The sequence below is a fragment of the Cupriavidus sp. 22TCCZM01-5 genome (assembly GCF_057798915.1).
This window is the reverse complement of the sequence record NZ_JBYOJR010000022.1, coordinates 97,057-118,985: the sequence shown is the minus strand read 5'-3', so window position 1 is coordinate 118,985 and position 21,929 is coordinate 97,057. Positions and strand designations below refer to the sequence as shown.

General features: G+C 66.1%; 21 protein-coding genes. 5 read left to right on the top strand and 16 right to left on the bottom strand.

Annotation, left to right across the window (positions count from 1 at the left end):
* Both AC3FNH_RS20445 and AC3FNH_RS20440 read right to left on the bottom strand, forming a co-directional pair.
* Positions 1 to 324, bottom strand: a 324-nt coding sequence (locus AC3FNH_RS20445; protein WP_488721386.1) for an amidohydrolase family protein, incomplete at its 3' end; no start/stop codon positions are given.
* Between the two features lie 186 nt (positions 325 to 510).
* Positions 511 to 1,197 (bottom strand): hydrolase, encoded by a 687-nt coding sequence (locus AC3FNH_RS20440; protein ID WP_488721385.1) that lies wholly within the window; start codon positions 1,195 to 1,197, stop codon positions 511 to 513.
* Between the two features lie 443 nt (positions 1,198 to 1,640).
* On the opposite strand from AC3FNH_RS20440, the gene AC3FNH_RS20435 reads away from it, so the two are divergent.
* Entirely contained in the window at positions 1,641 to 2,075 is a 435-nt protein-coding gene (locus AC3FNH_RS20435; protein ID WP_488721384.1) for a DoxX family protein, read from the top strand.
* 100 nt (positions 2,076 to 2,175) lie between these two features.
* On the opposite strand, the gene AC3FNH_RS20430 is transcribed toward AC3FNH_RS20435, so the two are convergent.
* The 4 genes from AC3FNH_RS20430 to AC3FNH_RS20415 all read right to left on the bottom strand — a co-directional run bounded on the left by AC3FNH_RS20430 (position 2,176) and on the right by AC3FNH_RS20415 (position 5,881).
* Positions 2,176 to 3,102, bottom strand: a complete 927-nt coding sequence (locus AC3FNH_RS20430) for a LysR family transcriptional regulator (RefSeq protein ID WP_488721383.1) — start codon at positions 3,100 to 3,102, stop codon at positions 2,176 to 2,178.
* Positions 3,103 to 3,229: 127 nt separating this feature from the next.
* A complete protein-coding gene (locus tag AC3FNH_RS20425) occupies positions 3,230 to 4,705 on the bottom strand; it encodes an MFS transporter (protein WP_276103305.1) in 1,476 nt (491 codons plus the stop codon).
* 146 nt (positions 4,706 to 4,851) lie between these two features.
* On the bottom strand, positions 4,852 to 5,067 hold the full coding sequence (locus AC3FNH_RS20420) for a hypothetical protein (RefSeq protein WP_276102192.1): 216 nt from the start codon (positions 5,065 to 5,067) through the stop codon (positions 4,852 to 4,854).
* 217 nt (positions 5,068 to 5,284) lie between these two features.
* Positions 5,285 to 5,881: a helix-turn-helix domain-containing protein gene (locus tag AC3FNH_RS20415; RefSeq protein ID WP_276102191.1), complete on the bottom strand. Its 597-nt coding sequence runs from the start codon at positions 5,879 to 5,881 to the stop codon at positions 5,285 to 5,287.
* An 88-nt stretch (positions 5,882 to 5,969) separates the two neighbouring features.
* Here AC3FNH_RS20415 and kbl point away from each other — a divergent pair, with 88 nt between their 5' ends.
* The 3 genes from kbl (at position 5,970) to AC3FNH_RS20400 (ending at position 9,026) form a co-directional block, all read left to right on the top strand.
* Complete coding sequence (kbl, locus tag AC3FNH_RS20410; RefSeq protein WP_276102190.1) at positions 5,970 to 7,172, top strand: glycine C-acetyltransferase; 1,203 nt, start codon at positions 5,970 to 5,972, stop codon at positions 7,170 to 7,172.
* The gene (locus tag AC3FNH_RS20405; RefSeq protein ID WP_488721382.1) at positions 7,169 to 8,116 is read left to right on the top strand and encodes an L-threonine 3-dehydrogenase; all 948 of its coding nucleotides are present in this window, start codon (positions 7,169 to 7,171) and stop codon (positions 8,114 to 8,116) included. The genes kbl and AC3FNH_RS20405 overlap by 4 nt, the downstream gene beginning before the upstream one ends.
* A 145-nt stretch (positions 8,117 to 8,261) precedes the next feature.
* Positions 8,262 to 9,026: a GntR family transcriptional regulator gene (locus AC3FNH_RS20400; protein WP_276102188.1), complete on the top strand. Its 765-nt coding sequence runs from the start codon at positions 8,262 to 8,264 to the stop codon at positions 9,024 to 9,026.
* Between the two features lie 89 nt (positions 9,027 to 9,115).
* Here the strand turns inward: AC3FNH_RS20400 and AC3FNH_RS20395 are convergent, their stop codons facing one another.
* The 10 genes from AC3FNH_RS20395 to AC3FNH_RS20350 form a co-directional block, all read right to left on the bottom strand.
* The gene (locus AC3FNH_RS20395) at positions 9,116 to 10,186 is read right to left on the bottom strand and encodes a porin (protein WP_488721381.1); all 1,071 of its coding nucleotides are present in this window, start codon (positions 10,184 to 10,186) and stop codon (positions 9,116 to 9,118) included.
* A gap of 159 nt (positions 10,187 to 10,345) precedes the next feature.
* Positions 10,346 to 11,701 carry a 3-hydroxyacyl-CoA dehydrogenase gene (locus AC3FNH_RS20390; protein WP_488721380.1) on the bottom strand — a complete coding sequence of 452 codons (1,356 nt, stop codon included), beginning with the start codon at positions 11,699 to 11,701 and terminating at the stop codon, positions 10,346 to 10,348.
* A 13-nt stretch (positions 11,702 to 11,714) separates the two neighbouring features.
* Positions 11,715 to 12,512: a crotonase/enoyl-CoA hydratase family protein gene (locus AC3FNH_RS20385; protein ID WP_488721379.1), complete on the bottom strand. Its 798-nt coding sequence runs from the start codon at positions 12,510 to 12,512 to the stop codon at positions 11,715 to 11,717.
* A gap of 42 nt (positions 12,513 to 12,554) precedes the next feature.
* Entirely contained in the window at positions 12,555 to 13,523 is a 969-nt protein-coding gene (locus AC3FNH_RS20380; RefSeq protein WP_488721378.1) for a PDR/VanB family oxidoreductase, read from the bottom strand.
* Between the two features lie 61 nt (positions 13,524 to 13,584).
* The gene (locus tag AC3FNH_RS20375) at positions 13,585 to 14,868 is read right to left on the bottom strand and encodes a Rieske 2Fe-2S domain-containing protein (RefSeq protein WP_488721377.1); all 1,284 of its coding nucleotides are present in this window, start codon (positions 14,866 to 14,868) and stop codon (positions 13,585 to 13,587) included.
* Positions 14,869 to 14,886: 18 nt separating this feature from the next.
* Positions 14,887 to 15,882, bottom strand: coding sequence for a tripartite tricarboxylate transporter substrate-binding protein (locus AC3FNH_RS20370; RefSeq protein WP_276102182.1), 996 nt, complete (start codon positions 15,880 to 15,882; stop codon positions 14,887 to 14,889).
* Positions 15,883 to 15,920: 38 nt separating this feature from the next.
* On the bottom strand, positions 15,921 to 17,159 hold the full coding sequence (locus AC3FNH_RS20365; RefSeq protein WP_488721376.1) for a Rieske 2Fe-2S domain-containing protein: 1,239 nt from the start codon (positions 17,157 to 17,159) through the stop codon (positions 15,921 to 15,923).
* A 1-nt stretch (position 17,160) separates the two neighbouring features.
* Positions 17,161 to 18,165, bottom strand: coding sequence for an amidohydrolase family protein (locus AC3FNH_RS20360; protein ID WP_276102180.1), 1,005 nt, complete (start codon positions 18,163 to 18,165; stop codon positions 17,161 to 17,163).
* Between the two features lie 5 nt (positions 18,166 to 18,170).
* Positions 18,171 to 18,572, bottom strand: coding sequence for a RidA family protein (locus AC3FNH_RS20355; RefSeq protein ID WP_276102178.1), 402 nt, complete (start codon positions 18,570 to 18,572; stop codon positions 18,171 to 18,173).
* 29 nt (positions 18,573 to 18,601) lie between these two features.
* The gene (locus AC3FNH_RS20350) at positions 18,602 to 19,321 is read right to left on the bottom strand and encodes a GntR family transcriptional regulator (RefSeq protein ID WP_488721375.1); all 720 of its coding nucleotides are present in this window, start codon (positions 19,319 to 19,321) and stop codon (positions 18,602 to 18,604) included.
* A 431-nt stretch (positions 19,322 to 19,752) separates the two neighbouring features.
* Here AC3FNH_RS20350 and AC3FNH_RS20345 point away from each other — a divergent pair, with 431 nt between their 5' ends.
* Positions 19,753 to 21,918 (top strand): acetate--CoA ligase family protein, encoded by a 2,166-nt coding sequence (locus AC3FNH_RS20345; protein ID WP_488721374.1) that lies wholly within the window; start codon positions 19,753 to 19,755, stop codon positions 21,916 to 21,918.
* Positions 21,919 to 21,929: the final 11 nt, after the last annotated feature.

Genomic DNA, 21,929 nt, shown 5'->3' with positions numbered 1-21,929 from the left:
CAGCTCCATGTTGTAGTTCAGGCCACCGCGGATGATGTGCATGTGGCTGTCGATCAGCCCGGGGATCACGCGGCGTCCGCCGAGATCGATCACGCGGGTGTTGGCGGCGGCGGTCTGCATGACCTCCTGCTTCGTGCCGACAGCGGCAAAGCGGCCATCGCGGATGGCGACGGCTTCGGCTTGTGGATTGGCGCGGTCCAGCGTGGTGAACTTGCCATTGACGAGAATCAGGTCCGGGGCGGTCGAAGCATTCATGGCGAAACTCCTGGAGGCGGCCGCCGCGCCGAGCGCTGCGGCTCCGGCAATGAACTGGCGACGGGTCATGGGCGGGACGTTGCGGTCCGTATTATCGTTCTCGCTGGGCATTTCTGTCTGGTGGAAAACGGGCGGGAATGGCGAACCGGTCAGTCGCGGCATGCCCCCGGCCGCGAGGGCGCCGGGGGCGCGTTGGCAGCTTTCGGGCGGGCACCGCAGCATTCCCGCAGCGCCCGGGCTCAGCCAGTGAAAGTATCAGCGCGCAGGAACGGCAGGAATGGCATCGTGCTTGGTCGCCGTGCGTTGCGGCGCCTTGTGCACCATCGTGTACGCATAGTCCACACCCATGCCATAGGCACCGGAATGCTCCTTGACCAGCGCCATCACGGCGTCATAGGTGTCGCGGCGCGCCCAGTCGCGCTGCCACTCGAGCAGGACCTGCTGCCAGGTAACGGGCACGACGCCGGCCTGGATCATACGCTGCATGGAATACTCGTGCGCTTCCTTCGACGTGCCACCCGATGCATCGGCAACCATGTAGATCTCGTAGTTGCCCTCAAGCATGGCGCTCAGCGCGAAGGTGTTATTGCAGACCTCGGTCCACAGGCCGGAGACCACGACTTTCTTGCGGCCCGCCGCTGCCAATGCGTCACGCACCTTCTGGTCGTCCCACGAATTCATCGAGGTGCGTTCCAGCAGCTTGTGGTCGGGAAATACGTCGAGCAGTTCGGGATAGGTGAAGCCGGAGAAACTCTCGCTTTCCACGGTGGTGATCGTGGTCGGAATGTTGAAGATCTTCGCGGCCTTCGCCAGTCCGACTACATTGTTCTTCAGGACTTGCCGGTCGATCGACTGCACGCCGAATGCCATCTGCGGCTGCTGGTCAATGAAGATCAGCTGGCAGTTCTGGGGGGTCAGTACTTCAAGCTTCGGATTGCTCACGGGTTTTCTCCTGGAACGAAAAAGGACAGCCATGTCGCCGGTTCGGCAAGCGGGCCTGCACGGTGACATGGTGGGGGGGATTGCATAGATGGGCACCGACGGCAGCGCGCACGCGCCTGCGCGTCGGCAGCGATATCCGCGTGACTGTCGTGCAATGGCACGCCGATGAACGGTACCGGGCACTTCCCGGACCGTCCTTGTCGCGTGGCGAAAGTATATCGAGGCAATCGTCGCAGGCATAACGGATTGTTTCGAACAGACTATTCGAAGAAATGGATGGAGGAGGGAACTTCTATTTCCTGCTGCCTGCGGTGATGCGGATAATGAAACTGTGATGAAAAATTGGCTCTGATATTCGAGCGATGATGAATTAAGATGGGTCGCTTTACCGGGCATCGCGGTCGCATGCCTGGTGCAAGCGCTACGCGCAAGGGGAATCTTCGATGATCGAGCATGGCCGTATCACCACGCCCGGGACCGGCACCGGGCTATCCCGGTTCGCCACGCCGGCCGTTCGCTGGGTGGCGTTGCTGGGACTGTGCGCCGCCTACCTGCAGGGCGGACTGAACAAGGCGCTGGACTTTCCCGCCGCGATCGCGGAGATGCAGCATTTCGGCCTGGCACCGGCAGGACCGCTGGCGACCGCGACCATCGTGCTGGAACTGGGCGCGTCGGCCATGATCCTGATGGGCTTCTACCGCTGGCTGGGCGCGCTCGGCCTGGCCGGCTTCACGCTGATGGCCACGTTCCTGGCCAATCGATTCTGGGAAGTCTCCGGCGACGCGCGCTTCATGATGGAGAACTCGTTTTTCGAACACCTTGGGTTGGTGGGCGGGTTCCTGCTGGTGGCCTGGCACGACGTGCGCGACAGGCCCTAGTCGGCTGCGCCGTTCGGATGGCCCCGCGTACAACGGTACCTCGAGGCGCCATGCGCCGTGGCAGCAATGGCTGGATGCCAGGGTTGCCGCTGCCAGTGCGTCACGCCGGGGCCTGAAGGCCCAGGCGCTCCTGCAGGGTTGCGGCCAGGGCATCCTTGCGCTCGATCCACCAGCCGATGGCCCGGCCCGGGTCCTTGTCCTTGCTGCGCCACGCGATATGCAGCATCAGCGGCGGGCGTTCCTCGCCGAGCCGCCTGTCCACGAGCTGCCCCTTGTCAAGGTATGGCTGCGCCGCGCAGGCCGGCAGGTAGCCGCAGGCCAGCCCGGACAGCAGCACCGACAGCTTGGCATCGAGCGTCGGCACGCTGATGTGCTTCTGCCCTTCCACGAGCGGCCGAACCATATCGGCGGCGTCTTCCTGCGGCAGGCTGACTTCCACGAACTGATGCTGCCACAGCACGGCGCAGTCGATCGGCTCTTCGGCAGCCGCCAGGGGGTGCCTGGGCGCGACCACGAAGACAGATCGCACGCTTCCGGCCGGCACGGAGAACAGGCCCTGGACCGCGGGCGGATCGCCGGCGGCGCCAATCAGGAGGTCCACGCTGTTCGATGCCAGCGCCTTCCAGTTGTTGCCGAGCATTTCCTGTGAAAACAACAGCCGGGTATAGCTGTTTTCCGCCTGGAATGCCGAGACGAACGGCAGTACCGCATCAAACGGCACCAGCGCGTCCGTGGCGATCCTGAGTTCGGACTCCCAGCCCGCTTCCGCCCGCCTGACGCGCTCCTCAAGGTCATTGGCGGCGCGCAGCAAGCGGCGGCCTTCATCGAGCAGGACTTCGCCCGCGGTGGTCAGGCTGACACGGTGCGCACTGCGATCGAACACCGTGACGCCCAGGTCGCTTTCCAGCTTCTGCACGACGTAGCTCAGCGAAGACGGGGCCTTATGCAGCTCCTTGCCGGCAAGTCCGAACGTGCCGCAGCGTGCAATGGATTCGACTACCTGAAGCGCGTCCAGTGTGATTTTCATCTTTGAGGTTATGGATCAGTCTGTTCGAAAATATCATCGATATTTCGATTTTTTATATATTAACGGGTCAATGAACCGGGGGTCGAATTCTCGAATTTCGGAGTGCGGCGGGTCGGAGACCTAGCGCTCAGTCCGGTCTGTTTCTCCAGTCACTACCCAATGGCCGCGCCACGTCTTCGAGCGGCCTCCGCTCCGCGTTCACGCCATAGCGCAAGGCCAGAAGCCCGGCGATGATCACCAGCGCGGCCCCGAGTCCGTAGCCCGCCGCCACGGCTGCGCGGCTGCCGCGCTCGATCAGCGCGCCAAGCAAGACCGGCGCGACGAAGCCGCCCATGCCCGTGCCCACCGCGTAGAAGACCGAGATGGCCAGCGCCCGCATTTCCAGCGGAAAGACTTCACTGGCCGTCAGGTAGGCCGAGCTGGCCGCGGCCGAGGCCAGGAAGAACACCGCGGACCAGCACAGCGCCTGGCCGGTCGCGTCGAGCCAGCCCTGCGTGAAGGCCCATCCGGTTGCTGCCAGTCCGAGTCCCGACAGCACATAGGTGATCGCGATCATCCTGCGCCGGCCGACCCGGTCGAAGAGCGGCCCCAGCACCAGCGGCCCGGCGGCGTTGCCGAGCGCGAACGGGAACAGGTAGAGCGCCACGCGGCTGTCCGGCACGGCGTAGAAGCGCGTGAGCACGAGCGCGTAGGTGAAGAAGATGGCGTTATAGAAGAAGGCCTGCGCCAGCATGAGCGCCAGCGTGATCAGGCTGCGCTGCCGGTAGCGCAGCATCAGCAGCCGCAGCACGTCGCCCACGGAGGGATGCACCGACGCGTGGGGCACCGGGCCGGAAGGCGCCATGGACGCGAGCGTGTGCGCTTGCCGCGTCGCGTACACCTGCGCCTCGATGCTGGCAATGATCTGCTCCGCCTCGGCCAGCCGGCCATGCGTGGCCAGCCAGCGCGGGCTTTCCGGCACGCGCCGGCGTACCAGCATGATGGCGAAGGCCAGCACCGCGCCCAGCGCGAAGCAGGCGCGCCAGCCCCACACCGGTCCCAGCAAGCGCGGGTCGAGCAGCACCAGGCTGAGCCCGGCGCCAAGCGCCGCGCCCAGCCAGAAGCTGCCATTGATGGCCAGGTTGACGCGGCCGCGCACGCGCGCGGGAATCAGTTCGTCGATGGCGGAATTGATGGCGGCATATTCGCCTCCGATGCCGAGGCCGGTGAAGAAGCGGCACAGCGCGAACATGGCGAAGCCGGGTGAGAAAGCCGTGGCCAGCGTCGCCACCATGTATACGAGCAGCGTGGCCAGGAACAGGCGTTTGCGGCCAAGCCGGTCGGCCATGCGGCCGAACACCAGCGCGCCGAGCACGGCGCCGCCGACATAGAGCGAACCCGTCCAGCCGACTTCGGTCGCGCTCAGCGCCAGCGTGTCGCGCCGTTCGAGCACGGCACCGACCGAGCCGACCAGCGTGACCTCGAGGCCATCGAGGACCCACGCGATGCCCAGCGCCAGCACGACGCGCCAGTGCCAGCGGGACCAGGGCAGGCAGTCCAGCCGGGCAGGAATGCCGGTCTGCGAGCCGCTCGGGGAAGAGTAGGAACTACCTCGCGTTGAAATGTCGAGATCCGAAGCCAGACCCGCACGCACCCATGCGTGGGCCGATGCGGGTCAGTATAGGCGTTCGGTGATATGAGCCGGCGCGGGCGGACTGGCGAGGTCGGCGCCGCGCCGGGCGCCCTTCTGCGGACTGGAGCGCGAGTGGCTCAGCGGCCACAACCCATGGCGCGCAGCATCGAATGGCCGTTGCTCGTCAGGCGCGGACTCTGCCTGTGGCCATGCAGGATCTCGAGCTGGACGAGTTCCTTGTCTACAAGTGCGTGGAGGTCGACCGGGTCGATCTGCCGGGAGTCAGTGGTATCGAGGGATTCGGGGCCGCCGCTGATCAGCAGCAGTGTCGCGAGTTCATGCGGGCTCAGCACGTTCGTCTCCTTGGATGCAGGGGGTCGCTTTGCTGGGGACTGGCGCGGCGGAGTGCCGCGCGTTCGAAGCCACGGGGATTACGCAAGACGCATGCCTGCGCCATGCACCGATGCGGCGCGATGCTGCGGGCGCGTCGGCACATTCCGAGGACTAAGCCGTTTGACGCCGGGACAGTGGCCCGGTTCCGCATGTAATGACGTTCTGGGCTTGCCGCAGTTAAGCCGGGTGCACTACAACCAATAAAGCGGTCGATGTCGCCTTGCCGCCGTTGCGGATCGCGTGTGGCACGTCAGCCGCATAGCGTGCCGTTTCACCATGCCGCAGCTTCTTTTCTTCCGTTCCGGCCTGCACCGACATGGCGCCACTCAGCACCGAAAGATGCTCCTGCGTACCGGCCTCGTGGGCCTCGGACGCCAGTACGCCGCCGGCCTGGATCGTCAGCTCGTACCACTCGAAGCGCCCGGCCAGTTCGATCGGGCCGAGAATCTTCAGTTCGCAGTGCCCGTCGGGGCTCTTGAGCGAGGGGATGGCGTGCGGCTGCACCAGCGCGATACCGCTTGCCGCACGGCCGCCCGCGTCGGCGGACAGCAGCTCCGCGAGGTTGATGCCCAGCGCGTTCGCCAGGCGCCACAGCACCGCCACGGTCGGGTTGGTCAGGTTGCGTTCGATCTGCGACAGCATCGACTTGGACACGCCGGCCCGGCGCGACAGGTCGTCGAGCGAAAGCTGCTGCTGCTGGCGCAGCGCCTGCAGTGCGGCGCCAACGGCGGGCGGCCCATCGGCCTGCGAATTCTGGACGGGGGGTTGCGTCACGGCGTGTCGTTCGTTATATTGCACAAAACGTTCTTTATGACGAACGTGTTCGATTTATCGATCAGATCCTAGCATCGGGAGCCAAACCATGTCGAGTGCCGAGGCATTCTACGCATCCGTGCGTGCCGAGCTTGATGCCATCCGCCAGGCCGGGCTGTACAAGGAAGAGCGCGTCATCGCCACGCCGCAGGGCGCGCGCGTGCGCACCGTTGACGGCCGCGAGGTCATCAACCTGTGTGCCAACAACTACCTTGGCCTGTCCTCGCATCCGCGCGTGATCGAGGCCGCGCACGAGGCGCTGCGCACGCACGGCTTCGGCCTGAGTTCGGTGCGCTTCATCTGCGGCACGCAGGACCTGCACAAGACGCTGGAAGCCAGGCTGGCCAGTTTCCTCGGCACAGAGGACACCATCCTCTACGGCTCCGCGTTCGATGCCAACGGCGGGCTGTTCGAAACCCTGCTGGGCGCGGAAGACGCCATCATCAGCGACGAACTCAACCACGCCTCCATCATCGACGGCATCCGCCTGAGCAAGGCACGCCGCTACCGCTACAAGCACAACGACATGGATGATCTGCGCGCGCAACTGGCGCAGGCCGAGGCCGATGGCGTGCGCTACAAACTGGTGTTTACCGACGGCGTGTTCTCCATGGACGGCACCATTGCGCGCCTGGACAAGATGCGCACCCTCTGCGACGCGCATGGCGCGCTGCTCGGCATCGACGAATGCCATGCCACGGGTTTCCTGGGCGCGCGCGGGCGCGGCACGCATGAACTGCGCGGCCTGTTCGGCAAGATCGACATCATCACCGGCACGCTGGGCAAGGCGCTCGGCGGCGCGTCCGGCGGCTTCACCAGCGCGCGCAAGGAAGTGGTCGCGCTGCTGCGCCAGCGCTCGCGGCCGTACCTGTTCTCGAATACCGTCGCGCCGGCCATCGTGGGCGCGTCGATCGCCGTGCTCGACATCCTGGAAGGCAGCACGGAACTGCGCGACCGGCTGGAGCGCAACACCGCGTTCTTCCGCAAGGGCCTGGCAACGCTGGGCTTCGACGTGAAGCCGGGCGAGCACCCGATCATCCCGATCATGGTCTACGACGCGGAAAAGGCCCAGAAACTCGCGCAACGGCTGCTGGAGCTGGGTGTGTACGTGGTGGGCTTCTTCTATCCCGTGGTGCCGAAGGGGCAGGCGCGCATCCGCGTGCAGATGAGCGCGCTGCACGACGAAGCGGCATTGCAGGCCGCGCTCGATGCGTTCGGCCAGGCCGGCCGTGAACTGGGGCTGGTCCGATGAGCGACGCGGCACCGAAAATCCTGATCGTCGGCGCGAACGGGCAGATCGGCTCCGAGCTTGCGCTGGCGCTGGCCGAGCGTTATGGCAGGACCAGCGTCATCACGTCCGACGTGGTGCCGACCGGGCGCCATGTGCACCTGACGCACGAGATGCTCAACGCCACCGACCGCGGCGGGCTGGCGACGATCGTCGAACGCCATGGCATCACGCAGATCTACCTGCTCGCGGCAGCCTTGTCGGCCACCGGCGAGAAGGCGCCGCAATGGGCGTGGAACCTCAACATGACCAGCCTGCTGAACGTGCTCGAGCACGCGCGGCAGTTCGGCATCGAGCGCGTGTTCTGGCCGAGTTCCATTGCCGCCTTCGGTCCCACCACGCCGCGCGAGCACACGCCGCAGAAGACCGTGATGGAGCCGACGACCGTCTATGGCATTTCCAAGCAGGCGGGCGAGGGCTGGTGCCGCTGGTATCACGACAACCATGGCGTGGACGTGCGCAGCCTGCGCTATCCGGGCCTGATCTCGCACAAGACGCCGCCAGGCGGCGGCACCACCGACTACGCCGTGGACATCTTCCACTCGGCCGTGAAAGGCGAGCCCTATACCTGCTTCCTGCGCGAAGACGAGCGGCTGCCGATGATGTACATGCCCGACGCCATCCGCGCGACCATCGAACTGATGGAGGCGCCGGCGGACAAGCTCACCGAACGCGGCAGCTACAACATTGCCGGCGTCAGCTTCACGCCGGCCGAGATTGCCGCGGCGATTCGCAAGCAGGTGCCGGGGTTCGAGGTGCGCTACGAACCGGACTACCGGCAGGCGATCGCGCAGGGCTGGCCGGATTCGATCGATGATTCGGTGGCGCGCACCGACTGGGGCTGGGCACGGCAATACGGGCTGGAGGAAATGGTCCGGGACATGCTGGAGAACCTGCGCCACGCGTGATGCACAAACGTGCAGGGTGAGGCGGTCGGGACCAGCACGCGGGGCATGTCATGTCTGTTTCGTCTGTTTCTTTTCGGCGCCGGATGGCATGCCAGTATCCTGTTTCGGTATACTGTGCAGCAAAGACGGCTTACCCCCAGACCAGATGACACAGTCCGAGAAGAAGAGCATGGCCGGCGAGATCAAGGCCACGATCCAGCGCGAGATCGAGGATGGCGACATGCCGCCCGGTACCCCGCTGGACGAACGCATGCTGGCCGAGCGCTTCGGCGTTTCCCGCACGCCGGTGCGGGAGGCGCTGCAGCAGCTGTCCGTGCAGAACATGGTCCGCATCGTGCCGCGCGTGGGCGTATTCGTGTCGCGCCTGTCGATCACGCAGTTGCGCGAAACCCTGGAGCTGCTTGGCGAGCTGGAAGCCGTGGCGGCGAAGCTGGCCGCGCGCCGCATGGACGATGATCAGCGCGCCAGCCTGAAGGCGGCCCGCGCCGAATGCGAGCAGGCGCATGCCGAAGACGATGGCAAGCGCTTTGCCAAGGCCAATGCGGAGTTCCATGACACGGTCTATGCGGGTAGCCACAACGAATACCTGGTGGCGCAGATCCAGGGTATCCGCCGGCTGATGCAGCGCTACCGCCCGCGCATCTTCCAGACGCCGGCGCGCCGGCAGCGCGTGCTGGAAGACCACCAGCGGCTTGCCGAGGCCATCCTGAGCGGCGATGAAGCCGCCGCGCACGCGGCCATGCTTGAACACGCGCCGGTTGGCACGACCGGATTCTCGGAGTTCCTTTCCACCTTGCCGGCCAGCTACCTCGAGGGCGAGGGCGGCGGCGAGGCGACCACCGCCAAGAGCGCCGCACCCCGCGGCGGCGCCAGGCGTGGCCGCAAGCCCGCCGCCCCGCGGGCGGCCTGATCCGCCAGCGGGCGGCCCGAATGCTGCCCCTCTCTCATAGGCTCTCATAGGAGGGGTGAGCCCTTCGCGGCGCCCCCTCGGGCGGCAACTCAGAACTTGTGCCGCATGCCCATCGCGATGCCAAACTGGCTCTTCTCGTTCGGCGCGATCTGGTAAGCGGCTGCGGCGCCATTCAGGCTTTCGAAGTTCAGCGACGCATTCTTGGTGTATGCCGTGCTGAGGTAGACATCGGTGCGCTTGGACAATGAGTAATCCGCGATGAAGGTGACCTGCCACGGGTTGCTCGGATTGGTCTGGCTGGTTGTTGTGTACTGCGACTTGACGTTGTCGTAGTAGAACGCGCCCGTGAGCTGCAACGCCCCGGTTGCCTGGTAGTTCAGCGCAAACCACCACAGGTCGTCGCGCGCAGCGGTATTGGCCGCGCGCGTTCCGTTGTTGTTGTACCGGTACGCCGCCTGGGCCAGCAGCGCCGGCGTGATCTGGTAGCGCAGGCCCAGCGCTGCCTTCTGCGTGCGGGTGTAATCGGCGGTCTTGGCGCTGTTGAGGCTGTCATAGGCACCGGCAACGCCGAACGAGCCGAAACGGTAGTCGAAGCCGCCGCCGAAGGCCGACGAACCCGTGACCGTTCCGGGCTGCTCGCCAAAGGCCCAGTGTGCTTCGGCCGTCAGCGGGCCCAGGTCGACATGGTATTTCACCATGTTGTCTTCGCGCAGGTTCGCGCCGGCAATGCCGACCACCGGTTCATACGTGGTGGCATACGCCGTGGGCGAGTAGTTGGCCATCATCAGGAACAGCGAAGTATATTGCCGGCCCAGCGTCACTTGCTGCGTGCCGCTGCGCAGGCCGACCCATGCCTGGCGGCCGAACAGACGTCCGCCTTGCGTGGAAACGCCGTTATCCAGGCTGAACCCGCTTTCCAGTGCAAAGATCGCCTGATTACCGCCCCCCAAATCTTCAGTGCCGCGCAAGCCCCAACGGCTGGGGGATAAGCCCCCCGAGTTCACGCCGACCTTGGAATGGCCGTCAGGGCCAGTCCCGAGGTTGTTGTTGGTGTATTCCATGTTGGCATCGGCCACACCGTACAGCGTGACGCCCGACGTCTGCGCGGCCGCGGTGGCGCTGGCGATGACGCAGGCAAGGCCGACCAGGTTTCTTTTCATGCTGTTCTCCTCCATGTTTTGGCTGTCATTTCCGCGATTCGGGAAGTGGCAGAACTATCGCTTACTGGTATGTTTATAAAAAATAGTGGTATACGTTAGTCCGTATTAGGAATGCAACGAGAGTGCGGGACCAGGTCGTGAAAATGGCTGCCCGCGGCTTCACGCGTGACCGCGCTGGTAGTCGGCGAAAGTCTTCCCTGCGCGCGCCAGCCGGGCCAGCAGCGGTGCCGGTTCCCACCAGTAGCCGTGCTGCGCGTGGAAGCGCTCGATGTCGGCGTACACCTCGCGCAGCCCGATGCGGTCGGCGTAGTACATCGGGCCGCCATGGCGCGCGGGAAAGCCGTAGCCGGTCAGGTAGACGGTGTCGATGTCGCTGGGCCGCAGCGCCACGCCGGCTTCGAGCAGCTTCGCGCCCTCGTTGACCATGCCGTAGACGCAGCGCTTGATGATTTCCTCGGCGCCGATGGGGCGCCGTGCGATGCCGAGCCGCGCGGATTCCTGTTCGATGAAGGCTTCGACCTCCGGATCGCGCAGCGGCTGGCGGCTGCCGGGTTCATAGCGGTACCAGCCTTTGCCGCTTTTCTGTCCCAGGCGCCCAAGTTCGGTCAGCTTGAGGATCAGGTCGTTCCAGCGCCGGTCCTGCGGCCGTGTCGCCATCTGCGCCTTGCGGGTCTGGTAGCCCACGTCATTGCCGGCCATGTCGTGCACGGCGAAGATGCCCATGGCATAGCCGAAACCGGTGAGGGCCTGGTCGACCTCATGAGGAAGCGCTCCCTCCTCGAGCAGGAAATGCGCTTCGCGCGTGTAGTTGCGGAACAGCGCATTGCCGATGAAGCCGGGGTAGACACGGGCCAGCACGGCGGTCTTTCCCATGCGCCGTCCCAGGTCCATCAGCGTGGCGATCACGTCCGGCGCGGTGTCGCGGGCACGCACCACTTCGAGCAGGCGCATCACGTGTGCCGGGCTGAAGAAATGGGCGCCGACCACGTCTTGCGGGCGGCGCGTGACCGCCGCGATGGCATCGACGTCCAGCCCCGATGTATTGGTCGCCAGGATGGCGCCGGGCTTGCACCGCGCGTCGAGTTCGCGGAACACTTGCTGCTTCAGCGACATGTCCTCGAAGACGGCTTCGATCACCATGTCGGCGGACGCGGCATCGGCCAGGGTAACGGAGCCTTTTATGAGCGAAAGCCTGGCTTCCATGGCTGACGCTTCCAGCTTGCCGCGCGAGACGCTGCCGGCGTAGTTGTCGCGCACGCGGCGCAGGCCGGTATCCAGCCCTTGCTGGCTGCTGTCGATCAGCGTGACCGGAATGCCGATATTGGCCAGCGCCATCGCAATGCCGCCGCCCATGGTGCCTGCGCCAATCACGGCAACGTGGTTGACGGGGCGCAGCGGCAGGTCCTGCGGGAAGTCCGGGATATGGGCCGCTTCAGCCTGGGCGAAGCGGACATAGTCTGCCGTGGCCTGTGCTTCGGCATCGGCGCTCGATGGAATCGTGGTGGTGGTCGTCATGGCGTTGCTTGGCTCATTCTGATTTCGCGCCGGAGGCGGCGAGGGGTTTGGCACGGCCTTCGACGAAATCGCGCAGGCGTTCTGCCGCCTCTGGCGGGCGCGGGATGTTCGAGGTCAGGTACTCGACGAACAGCCCGTCGTCGTGCGACAGGTCGTTGATGCGCGGCAGCACGTTGGTGATGCGCCAGTTCGTGTCGGCGGTATTGCGCGCGGCCAGCGCGGCCAGTTCGCGCGCCTTGGCCAGCGCCTGGCCCTGCGGTACCACGTAGCGCACGATGTGTTCGCGCTCGCCTTCCTGCGCATTGAGCAGGCGGCCGGTCAGCATCATGTCGGCCATGACGGTGTAGCCCACCACGCGCTGGATGCGCACGGTGCCCCCGCCGCCGACAAAGATGCCGCGCTGTCCTTCCGGCAGGCCGAACAGCGCCGATTCGTCCGCGACGCGGATATGCGCGGCCGTGGCCAGTTCCAGCCCGCCGCCCACCACTGCGCCGTGCAGCGCCGCGACGAACGGGATGGGGCCGCGCGCGATGCCGTCGAACACGGTGTGCCAGGAATGGCGCGTGCGCTTGCGCGGACGCGGCTGCTCGCCCGAGGCGCGCGCCAGCGCTTCCTTCAGGTCCAGTCCTGCGCAGAAGTTGCTGCCGTGGCCGAACAGCACGCCCACGTCGGCTTCCTCGCCGGCGCGCACCACGGCGTCGTGCAGGGCCCACACCACGTCTTCGTTGATGGCATTGCGCTTGTCGGGGCGGTTAAGGCCGATCAGGGCGACGTTGCCGTCGAGTTCATAGGTCACCAGTTCATTGCTCATGGTCTTGCTTCCTTCTTGAATATGGGGGCTGCCGCGCACCGCTCAGAGATCCAGCACGAGCTTGCGGCTCTTGGCGCCGGAGCAGCAGATCATCATGCGCTGGTTGGTGGCGCGCTCGGCTTCGCTCAGCACGAGGTCGCGGTGATCCGGCACACCTTCCAGCACGCGCACCTCGCAGGTGCCGCATACGCCTTCCTGACACGAGTAGGGTGGTTCGATGCCCTCGCTGAGCAGGCAGTCCAGGATGGTCTTTCCGCTTGGCACTTCGAGGCTGCGCTTGCTGTGCGCCAGTTCCACGACGAAGCCCCCCTCGGTGGCGGCGGCCTCGCGCGCGGCGAAGTACTCGCGGTGTACGCGCGCTGGTGGAAGCGCCTGGGTTGCCGCCTCGAAGGCGTCGAGCATTGGCACCGGGCCGCAGCAATAGATGTGGGCGTTGCCTGGCAGGTCGGCTGCAATGGCAGGGATGTCCAGCATCTTGCCCCCCGCCTCGCGGTCGAAGGCGACGTGCACGTTGGCGCAGTCGCGGCCATCCATGGCCTCCAGTGCGTCGATGAAGGCAGCCTGCTTGCGCGTGCGCGCCGCGTAGTGCAGGCGCCAGGGCCGGCCGAGCGTGCGCAGGCGCTGGATCATGCCGAAGATCGGCGTGATGCCGATGCCGCCCGCGATGAACACGCTCAGCGGCGCGCCTTCTTCCAGCGGGAAGTTGTTGCGTGGCGGGGAGACGGTGAGGATGTCGCCGGGGCGTAGCGTTTCGTGCAGGTAGCGCGAGCCACCGCGGCTCTGGGGATCTTTGTTGACGCCAATGACGTAGCGGTGCCGCTCGTCGGGCCTGTTCAGCAGTGAGTAGCTGCGGATCAGCCCGTTGGGCAGGTGCAGGTCGATGTGGGCGCCGGCGTCGAAGACTGGCAGTTCCTTGAGCGGCGGCTCGGCGCGCAGTTCGTAGCTGAGGATGCCATCGGCCTCCCAGGTAATCGACCTGACGCGCAGTTGCAGGGTTTCGGTAGGGTTCATTGATTCTCTCCAGGCTTGGCACCAGCGGCCATGGGCTTCGCAGCGGGGCAGGTGCCGGCGCTCAGATATCCACGACGTCGATGTCCTCGATCGCGACGCCAGTGGCGGCCTCGTAGGCACGCCGGACGGCTTCCGGCTGTCCGGCGTGGAAGATGAAGTGGCGTAGCAGCTTGTTCCACTTCGGATGGCACTCGTATTCGGCGCGCGGCAGCCCGTTGAGGAAGAAGTCGCGTGAATCGCACGGCAGCACCAGACGGTGGTTGGCCTGCGCGTCGCGGATGACGCCCTTGGGGTCGCGCCCTTGCGCTACCGAGTCGATATCGTCGAGCAGCCGCCGGCGGATCATGGCGATGCCCTTGTCGCTGGCGCCCAGGTTCTCGCGCGTGCGGTCCGTCACCGGTCCTTGCCCGACCCAGGCGATGATGTCCTGGTTGATGACGTGGCTGGAGATCCAGCGCCCCGTGGCCGGATCATGGGTGGGGCTCGTCCAGCTTGGAATCTCCCGCTGCACGAAGGGCTCCGCTTCGCGCGGGACACGGATGAAGGACCAGGTGACGCTCAGCGTGTTGGTGTCGTCGACCGGCACGCGCCATTCGAAGTGGTCGCCGAGGAAGAAGCCGTTCGGCCACAGGCAGACGCGTCCGATGGTCCACAGCGGGTGGCACTCGTCGGTATCCTCGCTGATGCGCTTGTAGAGAAAGCCGTGCTCGAACTCTTCGAAGGCGAGCTGCAGGTGCCGCGGCGCCCGCTGTCCCAGGTCGCCGCGCAGCCGCCGTCCCCAGTTCGCATGCATCCACTCGAAGTGCACGGGGTCGATGGAGTTTTCCTGCGCCTGCAGCCAGTTGCAGGGGACCTCGGCAAATACCACCTGGACGAAGCCATTGGCCCAGCTGAAGGGCTCCCAGTCCGGCAGTTGCGGAGCCGGGTCCGGCCCCAGATACGCCCACAGCATGCCGGCCTTGGCGGCAACGCGATAGGCCTTGAGGCGCACGCGGTCCAGTAGCCTGCCCGCCGGATCGACCACTTGCTCGAAGGGCTGCTCGACGCAGCGGCCGCGATGGTCGTAACACCAGCCATGGTAGTTGCAGCGCAAGCCGTCAGTTTCCACGTAACCATAGGCCAGATCGGCCCGGCGATGGGCGCAGTGCCTGTCCACCAAGCCGTAGTTACCGCTCAGGTCCTTGTAGAGCACCAAGTCCTCGCCCATCAGCCGAACAGGCTTGATCGGCTCGCGCTCCAGTTCATCGATGCCCGCGATCGGGTGCCAGTGGCGACGCAGCACCTCGCCCATGGGTGTACCCGCGCCGACATTGGTCAAGAGGCGATTCTTTTCCTCGCTCAGCATATCGTGTCCCTCTTGCCTCTAGAGCTCTGCGCGGAAGCCGGAGGCCTTGATGACAGGCGCCCAGGTTTCAAGTTCGGCGCGCTGGCGGCGAGCCATCTGCTGGCCATCCAGGTAGTCTGGTACGACCGCAAGCTGCTTCATCAGAAAATCGCGCGATTGCGGCGAAGACAGGATGGTGCGCAGCGCCGTCTGTATGCGCGCGATCTCCCTTGCCGGCGTGCGGGCCGGCGCCCACATCGCAGTCCAGCCGTCACCTTGGGTAACGTCGAAGCCTTGTTCGGCCATCGTGGGGATGTCTGGCGCCAACACGGAACGTTTGTCGCTGAAAATGCCGAGCAGCCGGACGCGCCCCGATTGGTGGTACTTGCGCAAATCCTCCAGCAGTGTGATAGCGCTAGCGATGTGGTCTCCGAGGAGATCGGTAATCATCGGAGGCGTACCCTTGTATGGAGCCACTGGCAGGTCAATTCCCGCGCTCCTGGCGAACTGGATGCCAAGGAAATGGTTCTGGCCTCCGAGTCCGGGCACACCGAAGTTGGCCTTGTCCGGATTGGCCTTGGCCCAGCGTACAAAGCCTGCAGCATTGCTCGCCTGCGTCCTGGTGCCGGCCGCCATGCCACATGGGAAGGAGACAAGTCCTGCCACCGGCTCGAAGTCCTTCCACAGATCCCATTTGAGTTGTTTGCCGAATACCAGCGTCTGGAAGGTCGGTGTCGCATTTGGCGCGATCATGTAGGTGAGACCGTCCGGCTGGGCTGTTTTCAGCGCATCGGCTGCCAGCCTGCCACCGGCACCAACACGGTTCTCAATGATCACCGGCTGATCGAGCAGCGCAGGCAGCGAATCAGCGAAGAACCGCGCGATGGCATCGGTGCCGCCACCGGGCGGCAGGCCCAACAGGATGCGGATGGCGGGTTTGCCGCGCAACTGTGCGAACGAAGCCGCGGGCGCGGCGAGTCCTGCGCACGCCGCCAGCAACAGCTGGCGGCGCGAGCGGAAGCGGGGGCTGGTCATTGTTGTCTCCGTCTTCTTTTCAGTCTTGCGCCGGCCGCTCAGGGCGCCGTGGTCAGCGAACGCCAGTCTTCGCCCGCGGGCAGCACGCCGCCGACCGAGACGATCCGGCTGTAGTCGAGGTCCGGGTTGTCGGCGAGCATCGGGGTCTTGCCGGCCACGAACTCGCGGACCGACTTCAACAGTGCCTGGCGCACGCGCAGCACCGCGCCGTCGGCCGAGCAGAGCTGCTCGGTGGTGCGGTCGGCAATCGGCCCTTGTCCGATGAACATGGCGAAGTCCTCGGTGCCCAGGTGCTGCGGAAACCCGGTGGCGTGGCCGCGGCGCATCAGGTCGCGGTTCTGGCCCCAGTTGTCGGCGGGCGTGCCCGGCGGCAGCGGCGGGAAGTTCCACACATCAGGCGTGGCCGACATGACGGTCATGCCGAGCGGGCGGTGCGGATTGAAATGCACGAACCAAGCGCGGTGCGTGACATCGTCCACCGGCGTCGAGAAGAACACCGTGCTCGGACCCTTTTCATCGGGCGCGCAGATGATGCCGTACCACGGCATGACGAAGTTGTTCACGCGCGCATAGAACTGGTCGTCGGGCAGCGGCCGCAACGCGGCATAGCGGTAGCCGTAAGGGCGGTCTTCGAATTCCAGCCGCGGCGCGAGTGCCTTCGTCATGTGCAGGCGCTGGTTGCCAGAGCCCGCGGTGATCTGCGTGGTGGATTCATGCAGCACGCCGACGTGGGACGAATCCATCGACGCTTCCACGCCCTGCACCCAGTTGGTCGGTACTTCCTGGCTGGTGACCGAACGCTGGTCTTCGTGCAGCGAAGTGAAGGGCAGGTCCGGGAACTTCGGCGGTGTTTCGCCCTTGCCCAGCCATACCCACACGATGCCGCCGCGCTCCTGCACGCCGTAGCGGTTCACGCGCACGTGCTTGCAGAACTGCGCCTGGTCGCCGACGTGGTTCGGCGCCTCGATGACCTCGCCGCTGGTGTCGAGCTTCCAGCCGTGGAAGATGCAGCGCAGGCCGTTGTCCTCGTTGCGCGCCATCAGCAGCGAGGTCTTGCGGTGTGGGCATAGTTCGTCGAGCACGCCCACCGTGCCGTCAGTGCGGCGAAACGCCACGTAGTTGCTGCCCAGCAGGCGTACGCGCACCGGCGCGCCGTCGGCCACCAGCTTGGCCGAGGGCACGGCCGGAATCCAGTAATGCTGGCGGATCATCTCGCCCATCGGCGCGCCATTCTCCACGCGCGTGAGCAGGTCGTTGTCTTCGCGGGTCAGTGGCATGTCAGCACTCCTCGTCGGTGCGGAAGGCGCGCGAGTACAGGCGCCTGCAGTTGCATTCGAAGATGTTCTTGCGCTGCGCATCGGTCAGCCACGAGATGCCTTCGATCACCGGCTTCATGTCGTCGTAGTCGCGGTCGGTCAGCGGGTCGCGCGCGCTGCCGGTGCCGGGCTTCTCGGTGCCGAACAGCACGTTGTCGGTGCCGGCCACCTTCAGCAGCAGGTCGATCGCTTCGGTCGAGTAGTTGCAGGTGTCGAAGTACAGCTTGCGCAGTTGCTCGTCGAACGTGACGGTCTCGCCCTTGCGCACCGACCACGAGCGGAAGCGGCCCATCTGGTAGGGAATCGCGCCACCGCCGTGCGCCACCACGATCTTCAGGGTCGGGAAGTCCTGGAATACCTTCGAATTCAGCAGCGAGATGACGGCGATGCTTTCCTCGTTGATGAACTTGAGCGTGTACGACTCGCGCGCGCTGCAGCTGCCGGCGGAATGGATCAGGCCCGGCACGTCCAGGCGCGTCATGGCCTCGTAGAGCGGATACCAGAACGGATCGCCAAGACCCGGCGGCGTCGGGCCTTCGCTCTCGGTCGGATCCGGATTGATCAGGCAGCCGACGAAGCCCAGTTCATTCACGCAGCGTTCCAGTTCCGGCACGGCGCGCTCGGCCGGCGATTCCAGCATGTGCTGCGGCAGGCCGGCCACGCCGCGGAAGCGGTCCGGGAACATGGCGACGAAGCGCGCGATGATGTCGTTGCAGTGGCGTGACCACAGCTCCGTCACGCGGCCCGGCTTGACCGAATGCATCTGCAGGTAGGGGCGCGGAGAAATGAACTGCACGTCGGTGCCGACGGCGTCCATGCTGCGCACCAGTTCTTCGGCCGCCTTGCGTACGGAGGCATCCGGAATCTTCGGCGTGGTGGACGGATTGGCGCGTCCGCCGATGAGTTCCGCCATGTAGCGGAAGCTCTCCGGGGGCATGACGACGTGGGCGTGGGAATCGATGATCATGGTGTTCAGCCTTGGTTGGCACCGGCCAGGACGGCCAGGCATTCGAGTTGCAGGAGCATGCCGTGCTGCAGGTCATGCACGACGATGTGCCGCGCGGGGCGGTCTTCGGGGTTGGGGAAGCACTGCAGCCATTCGGCATTGATGGCGTCGCGCACGCTGTTGTCCTTCACGTAGACAGTGAGCTTCACCACGTCCGCCACGCTGCCGCCGCCGGCCGCCAGCACGCCGGCGAGATTGCGGAACGCGTGCGCGGCCTGTGCGTCCGCTCCGGCGGGCAGTTCACCGGTGGCCGCATCCTTGCCCGAGATGGCGGAGGTGCAGATGACATTGCCCACGCGGGCGCCGGTGGGAATGGGAGCGTTGTGCGCAAGGCCGGGCACATCGAGCGAGCGGAGAGGTCTGGTCATGGGATGCCTGGGGTATTGGGGGACTGTGGTCAGGACGCGGCGGCATGGCCGCCTTCGAAGAAATGGGCCGGCACGGTCGCCAGGAATTCGGCAAAGCCGGTGGTGCCCGCGGGCACATGGAAGGCCATGGCGGCGGCAGCCTGCTGCTCGTCGCCGGCGCGGATCGCATCGGCGATGCGCTGGTGGTCCTCCAGGGACTTCGCCACTTGCTGCCCGGAGGCAAAGTCGCGCATGCGATAGCGTTGCAGGCACCGCCGCGCCACGCGGATATGGCCGGCGAGGATTTCGTTGCGGCAGCCCTGGTAGATGGCTTCGTGAAAGGCCGCATTCGCGGCGGCGTAGCCGATTGCACCGGGCGTCGCCGCGACGCGCCGGCACAGCGACAGGCCGGCGTCGAGCGCAGCATGCAGCGCTTCGTCGCCGCGGCGGGCGGCCAGCCGCGCTGCCAGGGATTCCAGCTCGCCCACGTATTCCAGCATTGCCCGTACCTTGCCGACGGACAGGCGCGCGACCGCCGCGCCCTGGCGCGGGGTAATGCTGACCAGTTCGTGCGCGGCCAGCTGCTGCAGCGCTTCACGCACCGGTGTGCGCGATACACCGAAGCGCTGCGCCAGTTCGCGCTCGTCAAGCGGCGCGCCGGGACACAGGACACCGGCTTCGATCTCGGCCTCCAGCGTGGCACGGATGTCCTCTGCCCGGCTCGGGCGGACGGCAGGCGTGGGTATGGGCATCGGAAGGGGTGGTTGCATACGGTAAAACGCGTATAAGCATCTCGTTGTTGCGTAAAAATATACAACAAAAAAATACTGGTATGCAAAGGCGTCATCGATGGTGCCGGTGAGTGGCGTTCGCGATCGTGCGCCGTTTGTTCCCTATGCTGAAGAGCGAGACAGTGCCTTCGGTCTCCTCGCACGAGGCTGGAAATTTTCCGAAATCCGGCGCCAGATATGGATTCCAGCCCAATGCAGAGCAGCGGAGAAAGGGGCTTTAAGGGCCTTTCGGTAGCGGTGTTGCCGACTTCCCCGCTTGCTTTTAAAAAGGCTGGAGATACCGCCCGTCTAAGGGAAACTCCCTATGATTGTTCGAGATAAAGTGTTTTCTGGTGTATTGAAACTACGGTTCTGGTATGCCAGAATTCTTTCAACGCAAGGCAAACGCCATTTCCAGGAAGACTCAACCCATGAAGACCTCTGATTTTCCGCAGGCCGGACGGCCTACACCGGCGGCGCAAGCCACGGTGGCCGCCGTGACCAGCGTCCTCAGTCCGGGCTCCGTTTGTATCGTCGGCGCTTCGGCGGACCCGCGGTCCTTTGGCGGGTTCGTGCTGGCTAACCTCGAGCGCTTCGGCTACGCCGGCGTCATTCACCTGGTCAGCCGCAGCAGTACCGAGATCAGCGGCCGCGCCTGTGTGAAAACGGTGGATGAACTTCCCGCCGGGATCGACCTGGCCGTGCTGGCGATTCCCGAGGCGGGCGTGCTCGATGCCGTGCGCAGCCTGGCCGCGAAGGGCACCCGCGCGGCGGTCCTGTTCGCGTCCGGCTATGCGGAGACCGGCGAGGCCGGCCGTGAGCGGCAGGACCAGCTGGCCGCCGCGGCGCGCGACGCCGGCATGCTGCTGCTCGGGCCGAACTGCATGGGCTTCACGAATTTCGAGGCCGGCGTGCCCGTGACCTTCGAGGCCGTCCAGCCCTATCCGTGCGGCGGTCGCCCGGGTATCGGCGTGGTGGCGCAAAGCGGGGCGATGGCAGCGAACATGCGCGACGCCTTCGTCGGGCGCGCACTGCCGCTGACCGCCGTGGTATCCACGGGCAATGAGGCGTCGCTCGGCGTCGAGGATTTCGTTGCCCACTACATCGACGACCCGCAGACCCGTGTGCTGGCCGTGTACGCCGAACAGGTGCGGCGCCCTCGTACCTTCCTCGCGCTGGCGCGCAAGGCGCGCCAGGCCGGCAAGCCCATCGTGATGCTGATGCCGGGCCGCAGCGAGAAGGCGCGCGAAGCGGCCCAGTCCCACACTGGCGCGCTGGCCGGCGATCACGCCACCGCCTGCGTGGCGCTGGCGCGCGAGGCGGTCGTGCTCGTCGACACCCCTGACGAGCTTGTCGACGCTGCAGCGATCCTGCTGCGTTTCCCGGTGCCGCCTGCTGGCGGCCCGGCTTTTATGACCGGGTCCGGCGCGATGAAGAACGTCGCGCTGGACTTCTGCGACGGGCTGGGACTGGAGTTGCCGCCCCTCGGCGAGGAGACGACGGCACGCCTCAAGGCCATGCTGCCGGACTACGCGGTGGCCGAGAACCCGCTCGACTACACCACCATCGGCGTGCGCAACCCCGGCCTGGTCGGCGAAGTGCTGCTGACCATGCTGTCCGACGCGGCCGTGGGCAGCATCGTGCTCAGCATTCCCGCCGGGCCCGAAGTAGCGCAGCGCGACAAGGCCGAGCACATCGTCCCGGCGCTGGCCCGCGCCGGCAAGCCGGCAGTGCTGGTCGTGACCGGCGACAGCGGCCCCATCGAGCCTTTCTTTGTCGACGCCATCCGCGCCAGCGGCGTGCCGTTCTTCCGTTCGCCCGACCGCGCGCTGCGCGCGCTTGCCCGGGTGTCGGCCTATGGCGAAGCGCTGCAGCGCGCCGATCGGGCCAGCCAGTCGCTTCCCGCGGCGGTGCGGTTGCCCGGCACGGTTCCGCCTTCGGGCGTGTTCGCGGAATATCAGGGCAAGGCGTGGCTGGCCGCGGCCGGGTTGACTGTGCCCGAAGGTGCATTGGCAACGAGTGCCGACGAAGCGGCGGCGATTGCCGCGCGCATCGGCTACCCGGTGGTGATCAAGGCGCAGGCAAGCGAGCTGCCGCACAAGAGCGATGTGGGCGGCGTGATCGTCGGCCTGACCGATGAAGCTGCGCTGCGTGCGGGCTGGAGCCGCCTGCAGGAAAACATCGCCACCCACCGTCCAGGGCTGACGCTCGACGGTGTGCTGGTCGAGGCGATGGGCCCGCGCGGGCTGGAGTTGGTGGTTGGCGCACGACGCGATGAAGGCTGGGGGCCGGTCGTACTGGTGGGCCTGGGCGGTGTGTGGATCGAGGCGCTGAAGGATGTGCGGCTGATTCCGGCGGATCTCGCTGAAGCTGATGTGATCGCGGAACTGGGCCGGCTCAAGGCGGCGTCCCTGTTGCGTGGCATCCGTGGCGCGGCGGCAGTCGACGTGGCGGCCATTGCGCGGGCCGTGACGCTGATCGGCGCGCAGATGCGTGCCAACCCCGCGATCACCGAGATCGATGTCAACCCGCTGGTGGCCTATCCCGACCGCGTGCTCGCGCTCGATGCGCTGGTCGTCTGCGTCCCGCAAGCCTGAACCCGCAGCAT

What these genes read in the sequence shown, in the direction of transcription:
- AC3FNH_RS20435 (WP_488721384.1), top strand. Translation starts at nt 1,641, where the DNA reads ATGATCGAGCATGGCCGTATCACCACGCCCGGGACCGGCACCGGGCTA.
- AC3FNH_RS20430 (WP_488721383.1), bottom strand. Translation starts at nt 3,102, where the DNA reads ATGAAAATCACACTGGACGCGCTTCAGGTAGTCGAATCCATTGCACGC.
- kbl (WP_276102190.1), top strand. Translation starts at nt 5,970, where the DNA reads ATGTCGAGTGCCGAGGCATTCTACGCATCCGTGCGTGCCGAGCTTGAT.
- AC3FNH_RS20405 (WP_488721382.1), top strand. Translation starts at nt 7,169, where the DNA reads ATGAGCGACGCGGCACCGAAAATCCTGATCGTCGGCGCGAACGGGCAG.
- AC3FNH_RS20400 (WP_276102188.1), top strand. Translation starts at nt 8,262, where the DNA reads ATGACACAGTCCGAGAAGAAGAGCATGGCCGGCGAGATCAAGGCCACG.
- AC3FNH_RS20395 (WP_488721381.1), bottom strand. Translation starts at nt 10,186, where the DNA reads ATGAAAAGAAACCTGGTCGGCCTTGCCTGCGTCATCGCCAGCGCCACC.
- AC3FNH_RS20390 (WP_488721380.1), bottom strand. Translation starts at nt 11,701, where the DNA reads ATGACGACCACCACCACGATTCCATCGAGCGCCGATGCCGAAGCACAG.
- AC3FNH_RS20385 (WP_488721379.1), bottom strand. Translation starts at nt 12,512, where the DNA reads ATGAGCAATGAACTGGTGACCTATGAACTCGACGGCAACGTCGCCCTG.
- AC3FNH_RS20380 (WP_488721378.1), bottom strand. Translation starts at nt 13,523, where the DNA reads ATGAACCCTACCGAAACCCTGCAACTGCGCGTCAGGTCGATTACCTGG.
- AC3FNH_RS20375 (WP_488721377.1), bottom strand. Translation starts at nt 14,868, where the DNA reads ATGCTGAGCGAGGAAAAGAATCGCCTCTTGACCAATGTCGGCGCGGGT.
- AC3FNH_RS20370 (WP_276102182.1), bottom strand. Translation starts at nt 15,882, where the DNA reads ATGACCAGCCCCCGCTTCCGCTCGCGCCGCCAGCTGTTGCTGGCGGCG.
- AC3FNH_RS20365 (WP_488721376.1), bottom strand. Translation starts at nt 17,159, where the DNA reads ATGCCACTGACCCGCGAAGACAACGACCTGCTCACGCGCGTGGAGAAT.
- AC3FNH_RS20360 (WP_276102180.1), bottom strand. Translation starts at nt 18,165, where the DNA reads ATGATCATCGATTCCCACGCCCACGTCGTCATGCCCCCGGAGAGCTTC.
- AC3FNH_RS20355 (WP_276102178.1), bottom strand. Translation starts at nt 18,572, where the DNA reads ATGACCAGACCTCTCCGCTCGCTCGATGTGCCCGGCCTTGCGCACAAC.
- AC3FNH_RS20350 (WP_488721375.1), bottom strand. Translation starts at nt 19,321, where the DNA reads ATGCAACCACCCCTTCCGATGCCCATACCCACGCCTGCCGTCCGCCCG.
- AC3FNH_RS20345 (WP_488721374.1), top strand. Translation starts at nt 19,753, where the DNA reads ATGAAGACCTCTGATTTTCCGCAGGCCGGACGGCCTACACCGGCGGCG.